Source organism: Brevibacterium sp. K72 (genome assembly GCF_050562175.1).
GTDB classification, from domain to species: domain Bacteria; phylum Actinomycetota; class Actinomycetes; order Actinomycetales; family Brevibacteriaceae; genus Brevibacterium; species Brevibacterium casei.
Map to the genome: position 1 here is coordinate 3127786 of NZ_CP191582.1, position 17931 is coordinate 3145716.

Genomic DNA, 17931 nt, shown 5'->3' on the forward strand with positions numbered 1-17931 from the left:
TTGTTCCACGACTCGGCCTCCCGGCCGGAATCCGCGGTCGCCCCACTCACCTGCCCGGTCGCGCTGGTCCGGCGAGGGGAAATCGCTGCGGATATCCCCGCGATCGCGGTCGAGGTCCGCGATGATGGTCTCATGAGCGACTTCACCGTTATGAGCTTCAATCTCCGCTACCCCGCGATGGACGGGCATCCCGTCGCCGAGCGTCTGCCGGTCGCCGCCGAGCTCATCTCCGCCGCCCACCCGCACCTCATCGGCACGCAGGAGGGTGAGCTCGATCAGCTCGAGAAGCTCATCGAGCTGCTGCCCGATGAGTACATCTGGCTCGGCGAGGGGCATTCGGGCGGCAATGCCGGGGAATTCACCGCGATCATCTGCGACTCCTCCCGCTTCGAAGTCGAGACCGTCGACATCAGCTGGCTCTCCGAGACCCCGGAGACCGTCGCCTCCGAATCGTGGGGCGTCTCCCATGCCCGGACCCTGACGACCGTCGACTTCACCGACCTCGAGTCCGGACGCAGGCTGCGCCTGCTCAACACCCACCTCGACCACAAGTCCGAGCGTGCGCGGCTGGAGTCGGCGAAGATCATGGCGGAGACCATCGCCGAGGTGGCCGTCCCCTGTGTCATCACCGGTGACTTCAACGTCGCCACCGGTGCCCCGGTGTATGAGTACTTCACCTCCGAGCTCGGCCTCACCGACACCGCAGTGGCAGCACCCGGGGAGGACATCGGCACCTTCCACCGCTACAGGGGACCGAAGGCCGGGGAACCGCGCATCGACTGGATCCTCACGACGAAGGGACTCGAGACCGTCTCGACCCGCATCGACACGTTCAACGTCGACGGCACCTACCCGTCCGACCATTTCCCCGTCGAGGCGACCCTCCGCTGGGCCGACGACGTCGTCGCCTGAGCGGTCCCTGCGGCCCATCGTCCACTAGGCTGGGCGGCATGAGCTGGAGATCAATCGTCAACCGTGCCGTGCAGATCGGTGTCCGCGAGGGCATGAAATACCTCAGGCAGTCGCAGAGCAGGCGGTCGCAGGGCGGCGCCGACGACAGCCGGGGGGCCGATCGCCGCCCGGGACCCCGTCCTCAGGGGCAGGGGCCGACCGGGAACGCGAGGACCACCTCGGCGAGGGATGACCGTCCGGGAACGGGCTACCCGGGTGACTACCGGGGATCGGTCACCGTCGTCTACTCCCCCGATCTCGACGGAGACGCCGATCCCGGCGAGGTCGTGTGGGGGTGGATCCCATTCGAGGAGGATCACACGAAGGGCAAGGACCGCCCGTCGCTCGTCATCGGCAAGGACGGGGCGTGGGTCCTCGTCCTCATGCTCACGAGCAAGGACCACATTCCCGGCGGGATCGGCGAGGTCCGCACGGATGGCAGCGCCCGGTGGATGAACATCGGCAGCGGCGCCTGGGATTCGCAGGGACGCCCCTCGGAGGTCCGCCTCGACCGGATCATCCGCCTCGATCCGCGCAGCATCCGGCGTGAGGGCGCGGTCATGGACCGGTCGGTCTTCGACCTCGTCGCAGCCGAATTCTCCTGACGCGGGGACCGGGTCGGGGATTTCCGCCGGGCGGAGCCAGCCTGTATCATTGTCAACTGTGTCTTCATCATGGCGTGTGTCTCGCCGAGGTCGGGTGAAGATGCCATCCGATGCGATTTCGTCAGAGTGTTTCCCCGCCGAGACGAAGGCTGTCGCGCGGATGCGCCCTCACGACCATGTAGTACGAACACGGAAGAGTGTTGAAATTGGCTAATATCAAGTCCCAGATGAAGCGGATCAAGACCAACGAGAAGGCTCGCCTGCGCAACAAGGCAGTGCGTACCGAGGTTCGTGGCCTCGTCCGCAACGTCCGTGAGAGCATCGCTGCCGGCAACAAGGACGAGGCACAGCAGGCTTATGCTGTGGCCGCCCGCAAACTCGACAAGGCTGTCTCGAAGGGTGTTCTGCACAAGAATAACGCTGCGAACCGCAAGTCGAAGCTCGCCAAGCAGATCAACGCTCTCTGAGTCGCTGACTGAGGTTTGCCTGAAGGGGCCCGATCCGCACTGCGGATCGGGCCCCTTCGTCTGTGCCGGGAGGTCCCTTCCGCAGGGCAGCGACTCGGCGCCGGACCTCCCGCGCTCGACTCAGCGCGTGCGGCGAGCTGGCGCACGACTCAGCCGGCGCGTGTGGGCGAGCTGGCGCGCGGCTCAGCGGGTGCGGGCGAGGCGGCAGACCTCGGAGACGAAGGTCTCGACGGCGTAGACGGGATCTCGGCCTCCGCCCTTGACGGCTTCGTCCGCTTCGGCGGCGGCGATGAGCGACTGGCCGAGCGCGACTTCGTTCCAGCGCCGGACCTCGCGCCGAGCGCGATCGACCTGCCAGGGGGCCATCTTCAGCTCGGCCGCGAGCTCGCCGCTCGATCCGGAGAAGCCCTGCACCTTCGCCATGCCGCGGAGCTTCATCGCCACGGCCGCGACGAGCGGGACCGGATCCGATCCTGTCGACAGCGCGTGCCGGAGGAGGCTGAGTGCGCTCTTGGCGTCGCCGGAGACGGCCGCGTCGGCGACCTTGAACCCGGTCGCTTCGACCCGCCCGCCGTAGTAGCGGTCGACGATCTCTGCGGTGATCGTGCCTTCGGTGTCCTCGATGAGCTGGTCGACACCGGCGTTGAGTTCGGCGAGGTCGGAGCCGAGGGCGGCCATGAGCGAGGCCATCCCCGCATCGTCGATCTGACGCTTCGCGGCCTTGAGCTTCGTCTGAGCGAACTTCGCGCGGTCGCTCTCGTTCTTCAGCGCCGCCGCGTCGATGCGGGGGAAGCCAGCGGAATCGAGCTTCTTCACGAGTTTCGCACCGCGGTTGCCGCCACCGTGGAGGAGAAGGACGACAGCGTCGTCATTGGGTTCGTCGAGGTAGGCGAGGGCGTCCTCGAGGAACGCCTCCGAGCACTTCTCGACGGCGTCGACGACGATGAGCTTCGCGCTGGAGAACAGCGACGGCGAGGCGGCCATCTCGAGTTCCCCGCCCTGGTATGCGGCGGCATCGAACTCAACCTCTTCGGGCGACTTCTTCCGGGCAGCGGAGACGATGCGGTCCTTGGCCATCCGGATGAGCACAGATTCGCCGCCGGAGATCATCACGACGGGCGCGGGCTTGGCCGAGCTCCACGGGATGAGGGTCTTCTTCGCTGCCATGCTCCCAAGCCTATCGTCCGCCACAGACGCCGACACTCACTAGACTCCTGACCATGGACCCAGCGCATCGTGCCGCCTCAAAATACGGAACCTACATCGAAGCCACCGGAGCCAAAGCAGACTTCGCTGAGGCGATGACCACGTGGGTGCCCGTCGCCCACGCTCTCCTCGTCGAGACGGCGCGCTCCTACAATCGGACGACGACGTACAAGGAGCTCACCGACCTCGTCCAGACCAGGTCGGGCATCAGGACGAAGATGCTCATCGGCCATTGGAGCGGTCGACTGCTCGAGGCAGTCGCGGTCCGATCCGCCGACGCCGGTGAACCTCCGCTCACGTCGCTGTGCGTCCATCAGGACGGGACCGTCGGCGAAGGCTATCGAAGTGCTCCGAAATCGGTGGAGAGCAATCCTGAGTCCGACGTCGACGATCTTGCAGCCGCCCATCGCCTGCTCTGCTATCGGCGTTACGCGACGGACCTGCCCGCCGACGGCGGAGTCCCGACCCTCACCCAGAAGGTCGCCGCGACCCGGTCGAAGCGGACAAAGGACACTGAGAGACGACGCGCGGTGTGTTCCGTGCACTTCATGGAACTCTCGGCCACCGGTGTCTGCCCCGAGTGTGACTGAGCCGGCACTCCTGCGACAGCCGTCTGGTCGGCTCTCGCCCGCCTTGGGGACCTCAGCGGTCGCAGCTGTGTGCGGTGCTGTATCGGCCGCCTGAGTAGAGGGCGATCGTCCCGCACCGGTCGGTGCGCAGCACCGGAACCGGACCGAAGGCGCGCAGGGATTCCGTGGTCGGGTGACCGTAGCGGTTCTCCCCGACGGAGACCGTGCCGAGGCGGGCGCCGGCCGCCCGATAGAAGTCCGGGGAGAGGTCACCCGACCCATGGTGGGGTGCGATGAGCACATCGACCGGCCGCAGGCTCTGAGCGAGGACGTACTGCTCCTCCTCGCCGATGTCGCCGGGGATGATGACGCTCAACCCATCGAGGTCGACGCGCAGGACGAGGGAGTCCTCGTTGCGCGCCTCTGTGCCCGACTCGGCGTCCGTGCCGGGCGGGTCCGCAACGGCCGAGAGATCCGGTACCCTCCCAGGACCGCTGTCCGAAGAGGCCGTCGTGCCCGCCGCCGCGGCCGGCGGCCAGAGGACCTCGATGCCGACCCCGCCGACATCGGTGCGACTCCCCCGGGAGAGTCCGACCACCTCGGCGCCGGTGTCCGCGACGATCCGGGCGACCTCCGGACCGTTCGCGACGGTCTCCGAGACCCAGAGCCGACCGATGTCACGCGACCGTGTCGTCCCCGCATACCCACCGCTGTGGTCGGCGTCGAAATGCGAGATCGCGAGGTCGAGCCGGTCGACGCCGGCATCGTCGAGGCAGGCGTCGACCGGTGCCGGGTCCTTCCCGGAATCGACGACGAGGCCCGCCCCGTCGCCGAGGTTGATCACGGTCGCCGACCCCTGACCGACATCGCAGACGAGCACGAGCCAATCCCGCGCCGGTCCCCGCGGACTGCCGGTGACGACGACGGCCGCTCCGAGGGCGATGACGAGGGCGATGACGGGGATTCCCCACAGGCGTCTGCGCACGAGTAGGACGATGCCGATCGTCAGCCCGGCGAGGAGAGCGAGAGCGACGATCGATCCGAGGGGAGGCTCCGGCCACGACAGAGACGCCCCGGGCAGGAGGGCGCAGACGCGGGCGACAGCGACGATCCACCACGCAAACAGGGAGCCGAGCCACGCCGTGAGTTCGGCGGCGAAGCCCATGACCGGAACGCCGAGGAGACTGAGGCCGCCTGTGACGAGGGAGAGGAATCCCGCAATCGTGGCCGGCAGCACCGCGGGGCTCGCGAGGGCGTTCGCGACGACCGACCATCCGCCGAGGCGGGGGTCGATGGCGACGAGCACCGGCGTGCACGCAAGCTGGGCGACGAGCGGGACGAGGAGGGCGGTCAGCAGCACGCTCGGGGCGCGCGGCCAGCGCACGTTGAGCCGTCTGAGCAGGATCGGGACGGCGAACATGATCGCGGTCGTCGAGATCACAGAGAGGACGAAGCCCACCGAGGACGCGAGCATCGGCAGACCGGTGAGGAGCAGGCTGACGGTGCCGGCGATGACGGCGACCGGAGAGATCCCACCCCCGCGGAGGAAGACGACAGCGACGGCGATCGCCATCCCCGCCGCTCTGATCGCGCTCGGTTCGACGCCGACGATGAAAACGTAGCCGAGGCACGTGAGCACCCCGACGGTCACCCGCGTGCGCGGTCCCGCACGGCAGGCACCGGCGAGGAGTCCCGCGCCGAGGCTGACGATCGTCACGTTCGTGCCCGAGACGGCGGAGAGGTGCGTGAGGGAGACGATGCGCATGTCCTCGACCATCTGCGCATCCTGCGGGCCCGTGTCGCCGACGACGAGGCCGGGCAGGAGCGCTCCCCCGTCGTGGCCGACGGCCAGGGAGTCCGCTCGGAACCGTTCCCGCAGTTCGGCCCGCCACCGCCACACGCGGTTCGGGGCCCGGATGACGGCCGGCTCCGCTTCGGAGACGCGGATCCGGTCGAGGCGTTCGGTGCGCATGACGACGCGCGAGCCGGCGGCGGGGGTGCCTGGGGCGAGGACTTCGGCGAATCCGCCCGGGGTGATCAGGGTCAGTCGTGACCACCCGGAGGGGCCGGGCGTCGTCGTACCGACGACGATCCCCTCGGTGTCCGTGGGTCCGTCGGGGCCGCGCGCAGCGGCGAGCGTGAGGACCTGGACCGAGGCGAGGCACGCGAAGACGATGAGTCCCACGCCGAGGTGGTGACGCGGTCTCAGGACCGCGAATCCGACCGCGCCGATCACGACGGCGAACCCGAGCACCCACGGTCCCGGCGCGAGGAGGGCGAGTGCCCACAGCCCCGCCGCGCAGGCGACGAGGCGCACCGATCCCGGCCACAGGGTCGCCGTGGTCCGCGTCCAGTCGAGGACGGTACGACGCAGCCCTGCCCTCGGCTCACCCGACCGTGACAAGGTCCTTGAGGCTTTCGAACGTCTTCGGACCGATGCCCTTGACGAGGAGGAGGTCCTCGACGCTGGTGAACGGCGTCGCCTCGCGGTGGGCGATGATCGCCTCGGCGGTGACGGGGCCGACTCCGGGCAGGGTCTGCAGGGTCGTCGAATCCGCCGTGTTGAGATCGATCTTCGCGCCGGTCCCGCTGCCCGAGGCGTCGGAGCCTCCCCCGCTGCCGGACGAGCCTGAGCCCGACGATTCGGCGCCCGAGCTGCCCGAGCCGTCCGCGCCCGAAGGAGCAGGAACCGTCGGCGCCGAGGCGGGAGGGTCCTCCCCGACTGCGGGGATCCAGATCTGCTCGCCGTCGGCGACGATACGGGCGAGGTTGACCGCCTCGGCGTCGGCATCGGCCGTCAGGCCACCGGCGGCATCGACGGCGTCGCGGACGCGCGAACCGCCGGCCAGGGTGACGACGGAGGGATTCTCCACCTCCCCGGTGACGTGGACGACGACCTCGGCCGCAGGGTCGGCTTCGGGTGACGCACCACCCGTCTCACCGGCTGCACGCTGCCCGCCCGGTGCAGCGTCGCCCGCCCCTGGTGCCGGAGCGTCCGTGGCAACAGGTGCCGGGGCGCTCGGCGCCTGTTCGGTGTCGGCCGGTCGGAGCACCCAGTACGCGAGGACGAGGACGGCGATCGTCGCCACGGCCAGCGCGATGAGCACGGGCAGGCGGACGCGGCGCGGCTCGACGGGCTCCTCGTCGCCGGCAGTGTCGCTCGTGACGACATCGCCGGGCACCCAGCCGCCGCGTTCCGCACTCGACGTGAGGAGGCCGGCGAACCGGTCGTCGGGGGACACAGCCATGCGCGCACGCTACGACTCGAACCAGCCAGGAGACCAGGAGGTCGACAATGCCTGTGGACGGAGGTTGAGCGTCCACAGACCGTGAGCACACGAGTGGAGCGAGCGTGCACAGAAAAGTGCGCACGAGTGGGGAGTCAGGGCGTCGTCTGGATCGTGATGCCGAGGGTGCCGGGGCCGACATGGGCGGTGATGATCGGTGAGAGGGTGCGGAAGCTCGTCGTCAGCCCCCGCTCGGCGAGCTTCTCGGTGAGAGCGACGACGTCCGCATCATCAGGATGACCGTCGGCCTGCTGGACCTCGATCTCGAGCGGCCGGTCGTCCTCGCTCAGGGATGCGGCCGCCTCGGCGGCGATGAGACTCATCCGCTCGAGCGCCTTCGCGCGCGTGCGCACCCGGGCGATCGGGGTGACGACCCCGCCGGTCAGCCCGAGTACGGGAACGATCTGCAAAGCGCGACCGAGCAGCGAGGACGCGGCGCCGATGCGCCCGCCCCGGCGCAGATGCTCGAGGCTCTGCGGGGCGAAGACCGTCGTCGTCTCTCCGGCGCACCAGTCGGCGACGGTCCCGGCGATCGAGGCGACGTCCTCACCGCGGGCGATCCCTGCCGCGGCCACCTCGACGGCCCCGGCCAGTCCCGCCGAGGTGGTGCGGGAGTCGACGACGTCGATGAGCACGGGCTGGTCGGCCGCTGCGCTCACCGCGGAGTCCCGGGTGCCCGAGAGCTCGCCGGACATCGTGACGACGACGATCGCCTCGGCGCCGTGGTCGATGAGGTCGGAGTAGGCGGCGGCGAACTGGCCGGGGGTGGCCATCGACGTGCTCACCTCGGTGCCGGCGTCCATCTCCCGGCAGAGCACGTCGACGTCGAGGTCGCCGTCGGTGAAGGACTCGCCGCCGATGATCACGGTGAGCGGGACGATGCGGAAGAGCCCGCCGGTGGTCTCGTCGAGCCGGGCGATCTCGTCCTCACGCAGCTGCGCCGTCGAGTCGGTGACGAGACCGATCCTCATGGGCGCCCCAGCGCCCGATACGTCCACCCCGCCGCCCGCCACTGCTGCGGATCGAGGACGTTGCGCCCGTCGACGAGGACCGTGTTCGCCACCAGGCCCGCCACCTGGGCCGGATCGAGGTCACGGTACTCGCTCCACTCGGTGAGCAGGAGCACCGCGTCCGCCCCGGTGAGCGCCTCGGTGGTGTCGGTGACGAAGTTGAGCTCCGGAAACGCCCGGGAGGCGTTGTCGACAGCCTCGGGATCGGTGACGGTGACGACACCGCCCTGGGTGCCGATGAGACGGGCCACGGCCAGGGCCGGCGAGTCCCGGACATCATCGCTGTCGGGTTTGAACGCCGCCCCGAGGATCGTGATCCTCTTGCCGATGAACGACCCGCCGAGGGCATCGCGGGCAATGTCGACCATCCGCACCCGCCGACGCATGTTGATCGAGTCGATCTCCCTGAGGAACGCCACCGCCTGATCGGCCCCGAGCTCACCGGCCCGGGCCATGAACGCCCGGATGTCCTTGGGCAGGCACCCGCCGCCGAAGCCGAGACCCGCGTTGAGGAACTTCCGACCGATCCGGTCATCCATCCCGATCGCATCGGCAAGCAGCGTGACATCGGCACCGGAGGTCTCGCAGAGTTCGGCCATCGCGTTGATGAACGAGATCTTCGTGGCAAGGAACGAATTCGCCGCGGTCTTGACGAGCTCGGCGGTCGCGAAGTCGGCGACCAGGCGCGGAGTGTCGGCCTCGAGCATCGAGGCGTAGACCTCGTCGAGGGCCTCAGTGGCCGTCTGGCCGGCCTGCCCGTCGGCGACACCGTAGACGAGACGGTTCGGGTGGAGCGTGTCCTCGACGGCGTGGCCCTCGCGGAGGAACTCGGGGTTCCACATGAGGACTCCCCCGGCGGGTTCGACGAGTCCGGCGAGGCGACCGGCAGTGCCCACGGGCACCGTCGACTTGCCGACGACGACCGCCCCGGGCTGCAGGTGCGGCAGCAGCGCATCCACAGCCGCATCGACATAGGTGACGTCGGCGGCGAACTCGCCGGGCTTCTGCGGGGTGCCCACGCACACGAAGTGCACGCGCGCCTCGGCGGCATCGGCGATGTCGGTGGTGAAGTCGAGGCTGCCCTTGTCCTGGGCTTCGAGCAACAGGTCGGCGAGGCCGGGTTCGAAGAACGGGGGCCTGCCCTCGCGCAGGGCGCTGACCTTGGCCTCGTCGACATCGACGCCGACGACCTCATGGCCCAGCGACGCCATCGCGGCCGCGTGCACGGCTCCCAGGTACCCACAACCGATGACCGAAACCTTCACCCGCACACTCCCGTTCGAACCGAGCAATTTCACGCACACTATATGTCACCTGCTTGCACGATATCTGGAGGCGGAAACAGTACGCTTGGATTCGTGAAGCGTTTCCTCGATTTCCTCACCAATTCGACGGCAGCGGTGGCACTCGCGGCCATCGTCGTCGTCGGACTCGTCCTCTTCCTCATCCCCCCGCTCCACCCCTTCGCGTGGGTGATCGGCATCGTCGTCTGCCTCGGTGCGGCGGCGGCTCTGCTCATCTTCCACGGCGAATGGCGACGGGCCCAGACCCAGATCGATGGGCTGCGCCAGAGTCTGAGCACCGAACGCGGACGCCTCGACGCGGTGGGGCTCACCCCCGTCGACGAGGAGGTCGCCCAGATCCCCGACGAGACGCGGGCGCAGCGGATCCTCACCCTCCTGCCCGACGAGGGCGGCCTCGTCCAGTCCCTGCGTCTCGATGCGACCTTCGGCACGCTCGCCGTCGACGAGTTGGCCCCCCTGCACACCTTCCGCGAGGAGTTCGCGAAGTCGAGCTTCGACAATCCCCGCTCGCACACCGCGTTCATGAACCTCTACCGCGCCGCCGAGGCGCTGTCGATCTGGGTCAACGAGGAGACGCGGACGCTCAGCGACGACGACGCGAAGCGCGAGATCCGCCCCGGCGACACCCGCGAGGGCGGCTGGCGCGAGTACACCGAGGCCCGCAGCCGCGGCGAGAGCCTCGGCGACCGCTTCGTCTCCGCCCGCTGGGAGTTCAAGCAGACCGCGCTCGAACTCGGCCTCGTCGCCTGAACCCAAGGCAGACGCACAGAGACCCCGACCGGATGGTCGGGGTCTCGTCCGATCGCCGTCCCTCAGTGCCGGATCCACCAGTCGTCGGTCGGGGTGACCGGGGTGCGGCGCTTGTGCTCGGTCGCGCGGTAGCGTTCGATGATCGTGGTCGCGACCGCATCGTCGACCTCCCGGCCCTCGAGGAAGTCGTCGATCTGCTCGTAGGTGAGCCCGAGAGACGACTCATCGGTCTGACCCGGCGCCTCGTCGAGAAGGTCGGCCGTCGGGGTCTTCGTCGTCAGGTGCTCAGGCGCGCCGAGGTGGCGCAGCAGGGCCCGGCCCTGCCGTTTGCTCAGCCCGGAGAGCGGGATGACGTCGGCGGCACCGTCGCCGAACTTCGTGAAGAAACCGGTGACCGCCTCGGCGGCATGATCGGTGCCGACGACGAGGAGCCGCTTCTCCCCGGCGATCTCGAACTGAGCCGTCATCCGCATCCGCGCCTTGACGTTGCCCTTGCCGAAGTCGGAGATCGCCTCCCCCATCGCCGCACGGTACTCCTCGGCGGCGGCGTCGGTGGCGGCGCCGATGTTGAAGACGACCTCGTGGTCGGCATCGATGAACCTCAGCGCGTCCTGCGCATCGGACTCATCGGCTTGGACGCGGTACGGCAGGCGCACCGCCCAGAACTCGGCGTCGGCACCGCGCCGGCGCAGGTCCTCGACCGCGAGCTGGCACAGCCGACCGGCCAGGGTCGAGTCCTGGCCTCCGCTGATGCCGAGGACGAGGCCGCGCACTCCCGTGGTCAGCACGTAGTCGACGAGGAAGTCGACCCGCTTCTTCACTTCGGTCGCCGGGTCGATCTCCGGGCGCACGCCGAGGGTGCTGCGGATCTCGTCCTGGACGGCGTCGTGTGTGCTCATGAAGGTCTGAGCCCTTCCTGGTCAGAGGCCTGGACTCAGGCCTCGGGGACGATGTTGACGAGCTTCGGCGCCTTGACGATGACCTTGCGCACGCCGGCTCCGCCGAGCGCCCGCTGGACGTTCGACGACTCGAGAGCGAGCGCCTCGAGGTCGGCCTCGGAGATGTCGGGGGCGACGTCGAGACGGGCCCGGACCTTCCCCTTGACCTGGACGACCGCGGTGACGGTGTCGGCGACGAGGTAGGCGGGGTCCGCCTCCGGGAAGTCGACGTAGGTGATCGAGGACTCGTGGCCGAGCCGCGACCACAGCTCTTCGGCCAGGTGCGGGGCGAAGGGAGAGAGCATGATCGCCAACGGCTCGAGGACGTCGGCCGTGGCGGCACCCTGCTTCGTCAGGTGGTTCGTGAGCACGATGAGCTTCGAGATCGCCGTGTTGAACCGCAGATGGTCCATGTCGTCGCGGACTCCGGCGATGACCTGGTGGGCGACCTTGAGGGTCTCCGGGTCGGCGGTGCCCTCGGCGATCACGGACTCTCCGGTCGTCTCGTCGACGAAGAGGCGCCACACCCGCTGGAGGAAGCGCTGGGCGCCGACGACGGCGCGGGTCTCCCACGGACGGTCCTGCTCGATGGGACCCATCGACATCTCGTAGACGCGGAACGTGTCGGCGCCGTAGGCGTCGTACATCTCGTCGGGCATGACGGAGTTCTTCAGCGACTTGCCGATCTTCCCGTACTCGCGGTTGACCTGCTCCCCCTGGTACCAGAATGTCAGCTCGCCGTCGTCGCCGGCCCGCTCCTCCACCTCGGCGGCGGGGACGTAGACGCCGCGGGAGTCCGTGTAGGCATACGCCTGGATGTAGCCCTGGTTGACGAGCCGGTGGAAGGGCTCCGAGGACGTGAGGTAGCCGAGGTCGTGGAGGACCTTGTGCCAGAAGCGGGCGTAGAGGAGGTGGAGCACGGCATGCTCCTGACCGCCGACGTAGAGGTCGGCGCCGCCGCGCGGCTTCGCGTCCCGCGGCCCCAGCCAGTACTCCTCGTTGACGGGGTCGACGACGGCCGAGGAGTTGTGCGGGTCAGCGTAGCGCAGCTGGTACCACGAGGAGCCGGCCCAGTTGGGCATCGTGTTCGTCTCCCGGAAGTACGTCCGCGGTCCGTCGCCGAGGTCGAGTTCGACCTCGACCCAGTCGCGGTTGCGGCCGAGCGCCGGCTCCGGCTGGGAGTCGGCGTCGTCGGGGGCGAAGGTGCGCGGGGCGAAGTTGTCGACCTCGGGCAGCTCGACGGGCAGCATCTCGTCGGGCAGGGCGATCGGGGTCCCCGTCTCGTCGTAGACGATGGGGAACGGCTCACCCCAGTAGCGCTGCCGGGAGAACAGCCAGTCCCGCAGGCGGTACTGGGTCGACCCCTCGGCCAGGCCCTTCTCCGCCAGCCACGCGGTGACCCTCGCCTTCGCCTCGTCGACGGCGAGCCCGTTGACGTCGACCTCGGCGTTGGCGGAGTTGATCATCACTCCGGGGCCCGTGTACGGGGTGTCCTCGTCGTGGTCGGCAGGCGGCTGGACCGTCCGGACGTAGGGCAGACCGAACTCCTTCGCGAACTCCCAGTCGCGGGCGTCCTCGGCGGGCACAGCCATGATCGCGCCGGTGCCGTAGCCCATGAGGACGTAGTCGGCGACGAAGATCGGAATCTGCTGCCCGGTGGCCGGGTTCTCGGCGTACGACCCGGTGAAGATGCCGGTCTTCTCCCGGCTCTGCTGCCGGTCGGCGTCGGTCTTGGCCGCCGCTGCCCGCTGGTAGGCGGCGATCGCCTCGGCGGGGCTGGCCGCTCCCCCACGCCACTGCTCGGGGGTCTGCGGATCCCACTCTGCTGCGGTCAGCTCGGCGACCTGCGGATGCTCGGGGCTGAGCACGAGGTAGGTGGCGCCGAAGAGCGTGTCCGGTCGGGTGGTGTAGACCTCGACGGAGGACTCGGAGCCGGTCAGCGGCAGGCGCAGCAGGGCGCCCTTCGAGCGGCCGATCCAGTTGACCTGCATCCGGTGGACCGCGCTCGGCCAGTCGAGGGCGTCGAGGTCGTCGATGAGACGGTCGGCATAGGCGGTGATGCGCATGTTCCACTGCCGCAGCGTGCGCGTGTAGACAGGGAAGTTCCCGCGTTCGGACAGCCCGTCGGCGGTGACCTCCTCGTTCGCGAGCACGGTGCCCAGGCCCGGGGCCCAGTTGACCGGGGACTCCGAGACATAGGCGAGCCGGAAGTCCTGGAGGACGGTCTCCTGCTCGGCGTGGCTGAGCTCCTGCCACGGACGGCCGTCAGGGGTGGGGCGCTGACCGGTGGCGAACTGCTCGATGAGCGTGGAGATCGGCCGGGCTGCACCCGTGCCGTCCTCGCCGGGGGTCTGCGCCTCGGGGTCGTACCACGAGTTGAAGATCTGGAGGAAGATCCACTGCGTCCACTTGACGAAGTCGTCGTCGGTCGTCGCGAAGCTGCGGCGCTCGTCGTGGGCGAGGCCGAGGCGACGCAGCTGTGCCTTCATGTTCGCCATGTTCGCGTCCGTCGTGATCCGCGGATGCTGCCCGGTCTGCACCGCGTAGAGGTCGGCGGGCAGGCCGAAGGCGTCGTAGGACAGCGCGTGCATGACATTGCGCCCGCGCATGCGCTGGTAGCGACCGTAGACGTCGGTGCCGAGGTAGCCCAGGGGATGTCCGACGTGGAGTCCCGCGCCCGAGGGGTAGGGGAACATGTCCATGATGTAGAGGGATTCCCGCTCGCCGAGGTCGGACGGCGGTCCGTACGCGGACGCTGAGGAGGCGTCGAGGTCCTGGCTGAGGTCACCGGTCGGGTTGGGCGTGTGGAACGTGCCCGCCTGCTCCCATGTGCGCTGCCAAGTCGACTCGATCTTCTCCGCCAGCTCCGCGTCGTAGCGGAAGCCGGTCTCCTCAGGGTTCGTCGTCATTACCAACCTTCACCAGACTTCACGTTTGATCCATCGTAGCCTGAGCGTTCGGCCCTCTCATGTGGCTAGACTGCAGATGAGACCTCGCAGGACGGAAAAGGTGAGCGATTTCACTACTGAACGATCGCACACTAAGCTTACTGGGCAGTCACCCATGTCCCGAAGGAGTACACATGAGCCCATCGACAATGCCCCAGTCATCCACTCCGGTCGTCGGGTTCGACGTGGACACGACGTCCTCGACGACCGATGTCCTCCTCTCCCGCCTGGAGTCCCACCCCGACCACGGCGCCCTCGCGAAGTTCTCCGACGGAGAGTGGGTCGAGGTGACGACCGCCGACTTCGTCGCTCAGGTGAGTGCGGCCGCCAAGGAGCTCATCGCCTCGGGCGTCGGGTTCGAGGACAAAGTCGCGATCTTCGGCCCCACCTCCTTCGACTGGACTCTCAGTGACTACGCCGTGTGGTTCGCCGGGGCGATCTCCGTGCCCTTCTACGACACGTCCTCTCAGGACCAGCTCGCCTGGATGCTCGAGAACGCCGAGGTCACCAGCGGCCTCGTCGCGACCCGGGAACACGCTGAGCGGGTCCGCGATGCCGCGGCGATCGCCGGTCTGCCCGCCCCGCGCCTGTGGATCTGGGACGAAGGCGCGTTCCTCGACCTCGCCGCCGCCGGCGAGAGCGTGAGCGACGCCGATCTCGAGGCCCGGCGCGCGCAGGTCGGCAGCGAGTCGATCGCGACGATCATCTTCACTTCGGGCACCACCGGACGCCCGAAGGGCTGTGTGCTCACCCATGCGAACTTCGTCCAGACCGCGCAGGCCGCCGAGCAGCAGATCCCCGAGGTGACCGGAGAGGACGGCCGCTGCCTCCTCTTCCTCCCCCAGGCCCATGTCTTCGCCCGGTTCATCGAGGTCCTCTGCGTGTCCACGGGCGCCCTGCTCGCCCATCAGTCCGATCTCACGAAGCTCACCGACGCCCTCGGCAGCTTCAAGCCGACGTTCATCCTCGGCGTCCCCCGGGTCTTCGAGAAGGTCTTCAACTCGGCGCTGGCGAAGGCGCAGGCCGGGGGGAAGGAGAAGATCTTCCGGCGTGCGGAGAAGGTCGCCGTCGCCTATTCGAAGGCCCAGGACGCCGGCAGGGTCCCGGCGTCGCTTAAGCTCCAGCACGCCCTCTTCGACAAGCTCGTCTACAGCAAGCTGCGCGAGATCATGGGCAACAACGTCAAATGGGCGGTCTCGGGCGGCGGACCGCTCGGCACCCGCCTCGGCCACTTCTACCGCGGCATCGGCCTCATCGTCCTCGAGGGCTACGGCCTGACCGAGACGACGGCGCCGATCACGGTCAACATCGTCAAGAAGTCGAAGATCGGCACGGTCGGCGTGCCCCTGCCCGGCGCCACCGTCGCCATCGCCCCCGACGGCGAGGTGCTCGCCAAGGGCGTCCCGGTCTTCCGCGAGTACTGGAAGAACCCCGAGGCCACGGCCAAGGAGTTCCACGACGGCTGGTTCGCCACCGGTGACCTCGGCTCCCTCGACGAGGACGGCTACCTGAGCATCGTCGGACGCAAGAAGGAGCTCATCGTCACCTCGAGCGGGAAGAACATCGCGCCGGCTCCGCTCGAGGACGCCCTGCGCCGCCACCCGATCATCGGCCAGCCCGTGCTCGTCGGCGACAACCGGAAGTTCATCACCGCGCTCATCTTCCTCGACCCCGAGATGCTGCCGACGTGGCTGAAGAACCACGGCCTTCCCGAGATGACACTCGAGGAGGCCGCGGAGGACGACACCGTGCGGCAGACGATCGAGGCGGCCGTCGAGCGTGTCAACCGCACGGTCTCCCGCGCCGAGGGGATCAAGAAGTTCCGCATCGTCCCCGTCGAGCTCAGCGAGGCCAACGGCTACCTCTCGGCCAAGCAGTCGGTCAAACGCCACATGCTCGGCAAGGACTTCGCCGACGAGATCGAGGCCCTCTATGCGGAGTGAGTAGTATAGATTTCAACCACCGTGTCGGCCGCGGCCGTCGGGACGCCGTCAGGCGACCGCGGCCAACAGGGGGTCCACCATCGCCAGAGAGGAGATCCCATGTCGAACGACACCGCCGCCTACGTCAACGTCGGCGAGGAGTACAACCGGGACACGAACTACATCGAGGACCGCATCCTCGATGATCCCGACGCCCGCTGGCCCGTCGAACCCGGTCGCTATCGGCTCATCGCCGCCCGTGCGTGTCCGTGGGCGAACCGCACCGTCATCGTCCGCCGCCTCCTCGGCCTCGAGGACGTCATCTCGCTCGGCATGCCCGGGCCCACCCACGACCAACGGTCGTGGACCTTCGACCTCGATCCCGGCGGCGTCGATCCGGTGCTCGGCATCGAGCGCCTCCAGCAGGCGTTCTTCACCCGGTTCCCCGACTATCCGCGGGGGATCACCGTGCCGGCGATCGTTGACATCCCCACCGGCGCCGTGGTGACGAACGACTTCCCTCAGATCACCGCGGACTTCGCGACGCAGTGGCGCTCCTACCACCGGGAGGGTGCGCCCGATCTCTGGCCCGAGGAGTCTCGGGACGAGATGGAGTCGCTCATGAAGCTCATCTACACGGAGATCAACAACGGCGTCTACCGCTGCGGATTCGCCGGGTCCCAGGAAGCCTACGACAAGGCCTTCGATCGCCTCTTCACCGCGCTCGACACGATCGAGGAGCGGCTGGCGACCCGCCGGTTCCTCATGGGCGAATCGATCACCGAGGCGGACGTCCGGCTCTTCACGACGCTCGCACGCTTCGACCCGGTCTACTACGGGCACTTCAAGACCAACCGCACGGCGCTGCGCGACTTCCCCAATCTGTGGGGGTACGCCCGCGACCTCTATCAGACGCCCGGGTTCGGCGACACGATCGACTTCACGCAGATCAAACAGCACTACTACATCGTCCACAAGGACATCAATCCCACCGGCGTCGTTCCCGACGGACCGGATCTCTCCGGCTGGCTCACCCCGCATGGTCGTGAGGAGCTCGGTGGCCGTCCGTTCGGCGACGGCACGCCGCCGGGACCCGTGGCCGCCGGCGAGGAGGTTCCCGTCGAGCACACCGCCGCCGCCTGGGTGAGCTGAGACCCTGATGGCGTGACTCGCCGAGGCGATCGCCGATGGAGGCCTGGACCCGCGGGGTTCAGGCCTCCGTCGTCTCCGCTCGGCTGCGGCGACGGCGGCTGCGGACCTTGAGGACGATCCAGACGACGACGGCGATGACGACGACGGCGATGACGAGTGTCTGGAAGTACCCGGCGTAGGTCTCGACGATCGACCAGTTCTCGCCGAGGAGGAAGCCCGCGACGATGAGGACGGTGTTCCAGATCGTGCTGCCGGCGGCGGTGAGGAGAATGAACTTGACCATGGGCATCGCACGCATGCCCGCTGGAATCGAGATGAGCGAACGGAAGATGGGGATCATCCGTCCGAAGAAGACGGCCTTGTCGCCGTGACGGTCGAACCATGAGACCGTCTTGTGCACGTCGGCGACGTCGACGAGCGGCATCTTCACCGCGACCCGCACGATGCGGTCGAGACCGATCCACCGGCCGATCGCGTAGAGCAGGACGGCCCCGACGACCGAGCCGATCGTCGCGAAGACGATCGCCAGGACCAGGCTGAGCTGACCGCGACTGGCGGTGAAGCCGGCCAAGGGCAGGACGAGCTCGCTGGGGATCGGGGGGAAGATGTTGTCGAGGAAGACAAGGAACCCGACGCCGATGGGACCGAGGGTCTCCATGATGCGCACTGTCCAGGCGGAGAAGCCGCTGAGGTTCTCCGCGGCGCCGGAGGCGACGGTGTCGATGAGCAGTCCGGGCGCGGCGAGAGCGGCGGTGTGCGACATGCGCAACAGTCTAGGCAACGGCCTTGTCTGCCGCTCACAGAGCGCTCCCAGCGGTTAGT

15 protein-coding genes are annotated in these 17931 nt (G+C 68.6%); 7 read left to right on the plus strand and 8 right to left on the minus strand.

Annotated elements, in window-relative coordinates:
• Positions 1-132 precede the first annotated feature (132 nt).
• From ACQ1RG_RS14175 to rpsT, 3 genes are all read left to right on the plus strand, one after another.
• Positions 133-912, plus strand: a complete 780-nt coding sequence (locus ACQ1RG_RS14175; protein ID WP_009377105.1) for an endonuclease/exonuclease/phosphatase family protein — start codon at positions 133-135, stop codon at positions 910-912.
• A gap of 38 nt (positions 913-950) precedes the next feature.
• Positions 951-1556: a type II toxin-antitoxin system PemK/MazF family toxin gene (locus tag ACQ1RG_RS14180; RefSeq protein ID WP_009377104.1), complete on the plus strand. Its 606-nt coding sequence runs from the start codon at positions 951-953 to the stop codon at positions 1554-1556.
• 206 nt (positions 1557-1762) lie between these two features.
• The gene (gene rpsT, locus ACQ1RG_RS14185) at positions 1763-2023 is read left to right on the plus strand and encodes a 30S ribosomal protein S20 (protein WP_009377103.1); all 261 of its coding nucleotides are present in this window, start codon (positions 1763-1765) and stop codon (positions 2021-2023) included.
• 183 nt (positions 2024-2206) lie between these two features.
• On the opposite strand, the gene holA is transcribed toward rpsT, so the two are convergent.
• Positions 2207-3190 carry a DNA polymerase III subunit delta gene (gene holA / locus ACQ1RG_RS14190; RefSeq protein WP_009377102.1) on the minus strand — a complete coding sequence of 328 codons (984 nt, stop codon included), beginning with the start codon at positions 3188-3190 and terminating at the stop codon, positions 2207-2209.
• A 53-nt stretch (positions 3191-3243) separates the two neighbouring features.
• Between holA and ACQ1RG_RS14195 the strand changes: the two genes are divergently transcribed.
• Positions 3244-3819, plus strand: a complete 576-nt coding sequence (locus ACQ1RG_RS14195) for a hypothetical protein (RefSeq protein ID WP_156491169.1) — start codon at positions 3244-3246, stop codon at positions 3817-3819.
• A gap of 52 nt (positions 3820-3871) precedes the next feature.
• Here the strand turns inward: ACQ1RG_RS14195 and ACQ1RG_RS14200 are convergent, their stop codons facing one another.
• From ACQ1RG_RS14200 to ACQ1RG_RS14215, 4 genes are all read right to left on the minus strand, one after another.
• Positions 3872-6202 carry a ComEC/Rec2 family competence protein gene (locus tag ACQ1RG_RS14200; protein WP_063250242.1) on the minus strand — a complete coding sequence of 777 codons (2331 nt, stop codon included), beginning with the start codon at positions 6200-6202 and terminating at the stop codon, positions 3872-3874.
• The gene (locus ACQ1RG_RS14205) at positions 6186-7046 is read right to left on the minus strand and encodes a ComEA family DNA-binding protein (RefSeq protein WP_009377100.1); all 861 of its coding nucleotides are present in this window, start codon (positions 7044-7046) and stop codon (positions 6186-6188) included. Before ACQ1RG_RS14205 ends, ACQ1RG_RS14200 begins: the two co-directional genes overlap by 17 nt.
• A gap of 134 nt (positions 7047-7180) precedes the next feature.
• Complete coding sequence (locus ACQ1RG_RS14210) at positions 7181-8056, minus strand: DegV family protein (protein WP_009377099.1); 876 nt, start codon at positions 8054-8056, stop codon at positions 7181-7183.
• Positions 8053-9360 (minus strand): UDP-glucose dehydrogenase family protein, encoded by a 1308-nt coding sequence (locus ACQ1RG_RS14215; RefSeq protein ID WP_040341484.1) that lies wholly within the window; start codon positions 9358-9360, stop codon positions 8053-8055. Before ACQ1RG_RS14215 ends, ACQ1RG_RS14210 begins: the two co-directional genes overlap by 4 nt.
• A gap of 93 nt (positions 9361-9453) precedes the next feature.
• On the opposite strand from ACQ1RG_RS14215, the gene ACQ1RG_RS14220 reads away from it, so the two are divergent.
• Complete coding sequence (locus tag ACQ1RG_RS14220) at positions 9454-10149, plus strand: hypothetical protein (RefSeq protein WP_009377097.1); 696 nt, start codon at positions 9454-9456, stop codon at positions 10147-10149.
• A gap of 62 nt (positions 10150-10211) precedes the next feature.
• Here the strand turns inward: ACQ1RG_RS14220 and nadE are convergent, their stop codons facing one another.
• Entirely contained in the window at positions 10212-11048 is an 837-nt protein-coding gene (nadE, locus tag ACQ1RG_RS14225; protein ID WP_009377096.1) for an ammonia-dependent NAD(+) synthetase, read from the minus strand.
• Between the two features lie 35 nt (positions 11049-11083).
• A complete protein-coding gene (gene leuS, locus ACQ1RG_RS14230; RefSeq protein WP_063250139.1) occupies positions 11084-13996 on the minus strand; it encodes a leucine--tRNA ligase in 2913 nt (970 codons plus the stop codon).
• 173 nt (positions 13997-14169) lie between these two features.
• Here leuS and ACQ1RG_RS14235 point away from each other — a divergent pair, with 173 nt between their 5' ends.
• Both ACQ1RG_RS14235 and ACQ1RG_RS14240 read left to right on the plus strand, forming a co-directional pair.
• Complete coding sequence (locus ACQ1RG_RS14235; protein ID WP_430600173.1) at positions 14170-15978, plus strand: AMP-dependent synthetase/ligase; 1809 nt, start codon at positions 14170-14172, stop codon at positions 15976-15978.
• A 99-nt stretch (positions 15979-16077) separates the two neighbouring features.
• Positions 16078-17109 (plus strand): glutathione S-transferase family protein, encoded by a 1032-nt coding sequence (locus ACQ1RG_RS14240; protein WP_063250140.1) that lies wholly within the window; start codon positions 16078-16080, stop codon positions 17107-17109.
• A 58-nt stretch (positions 17110-17167) separates the two neighbouring features.
• Here ACQ1RG_RS14240 and ACQ1RG_RS14245 read toward each other — a convergent pair whose 3' ends face one another.
• Positions 17168-17872 (minus strand): DedA family protein, encoded by a 705-nt coding sequence (locus ACQ1RG_RS14245; RefSeq protein WP_063250141.1) that lies wholly within the window; start codon positions 17870-17872, stop codon positions 17168-17170.
• Between the last annotated feature and the right edge of the window lie 59 nt (positions 17873-17931).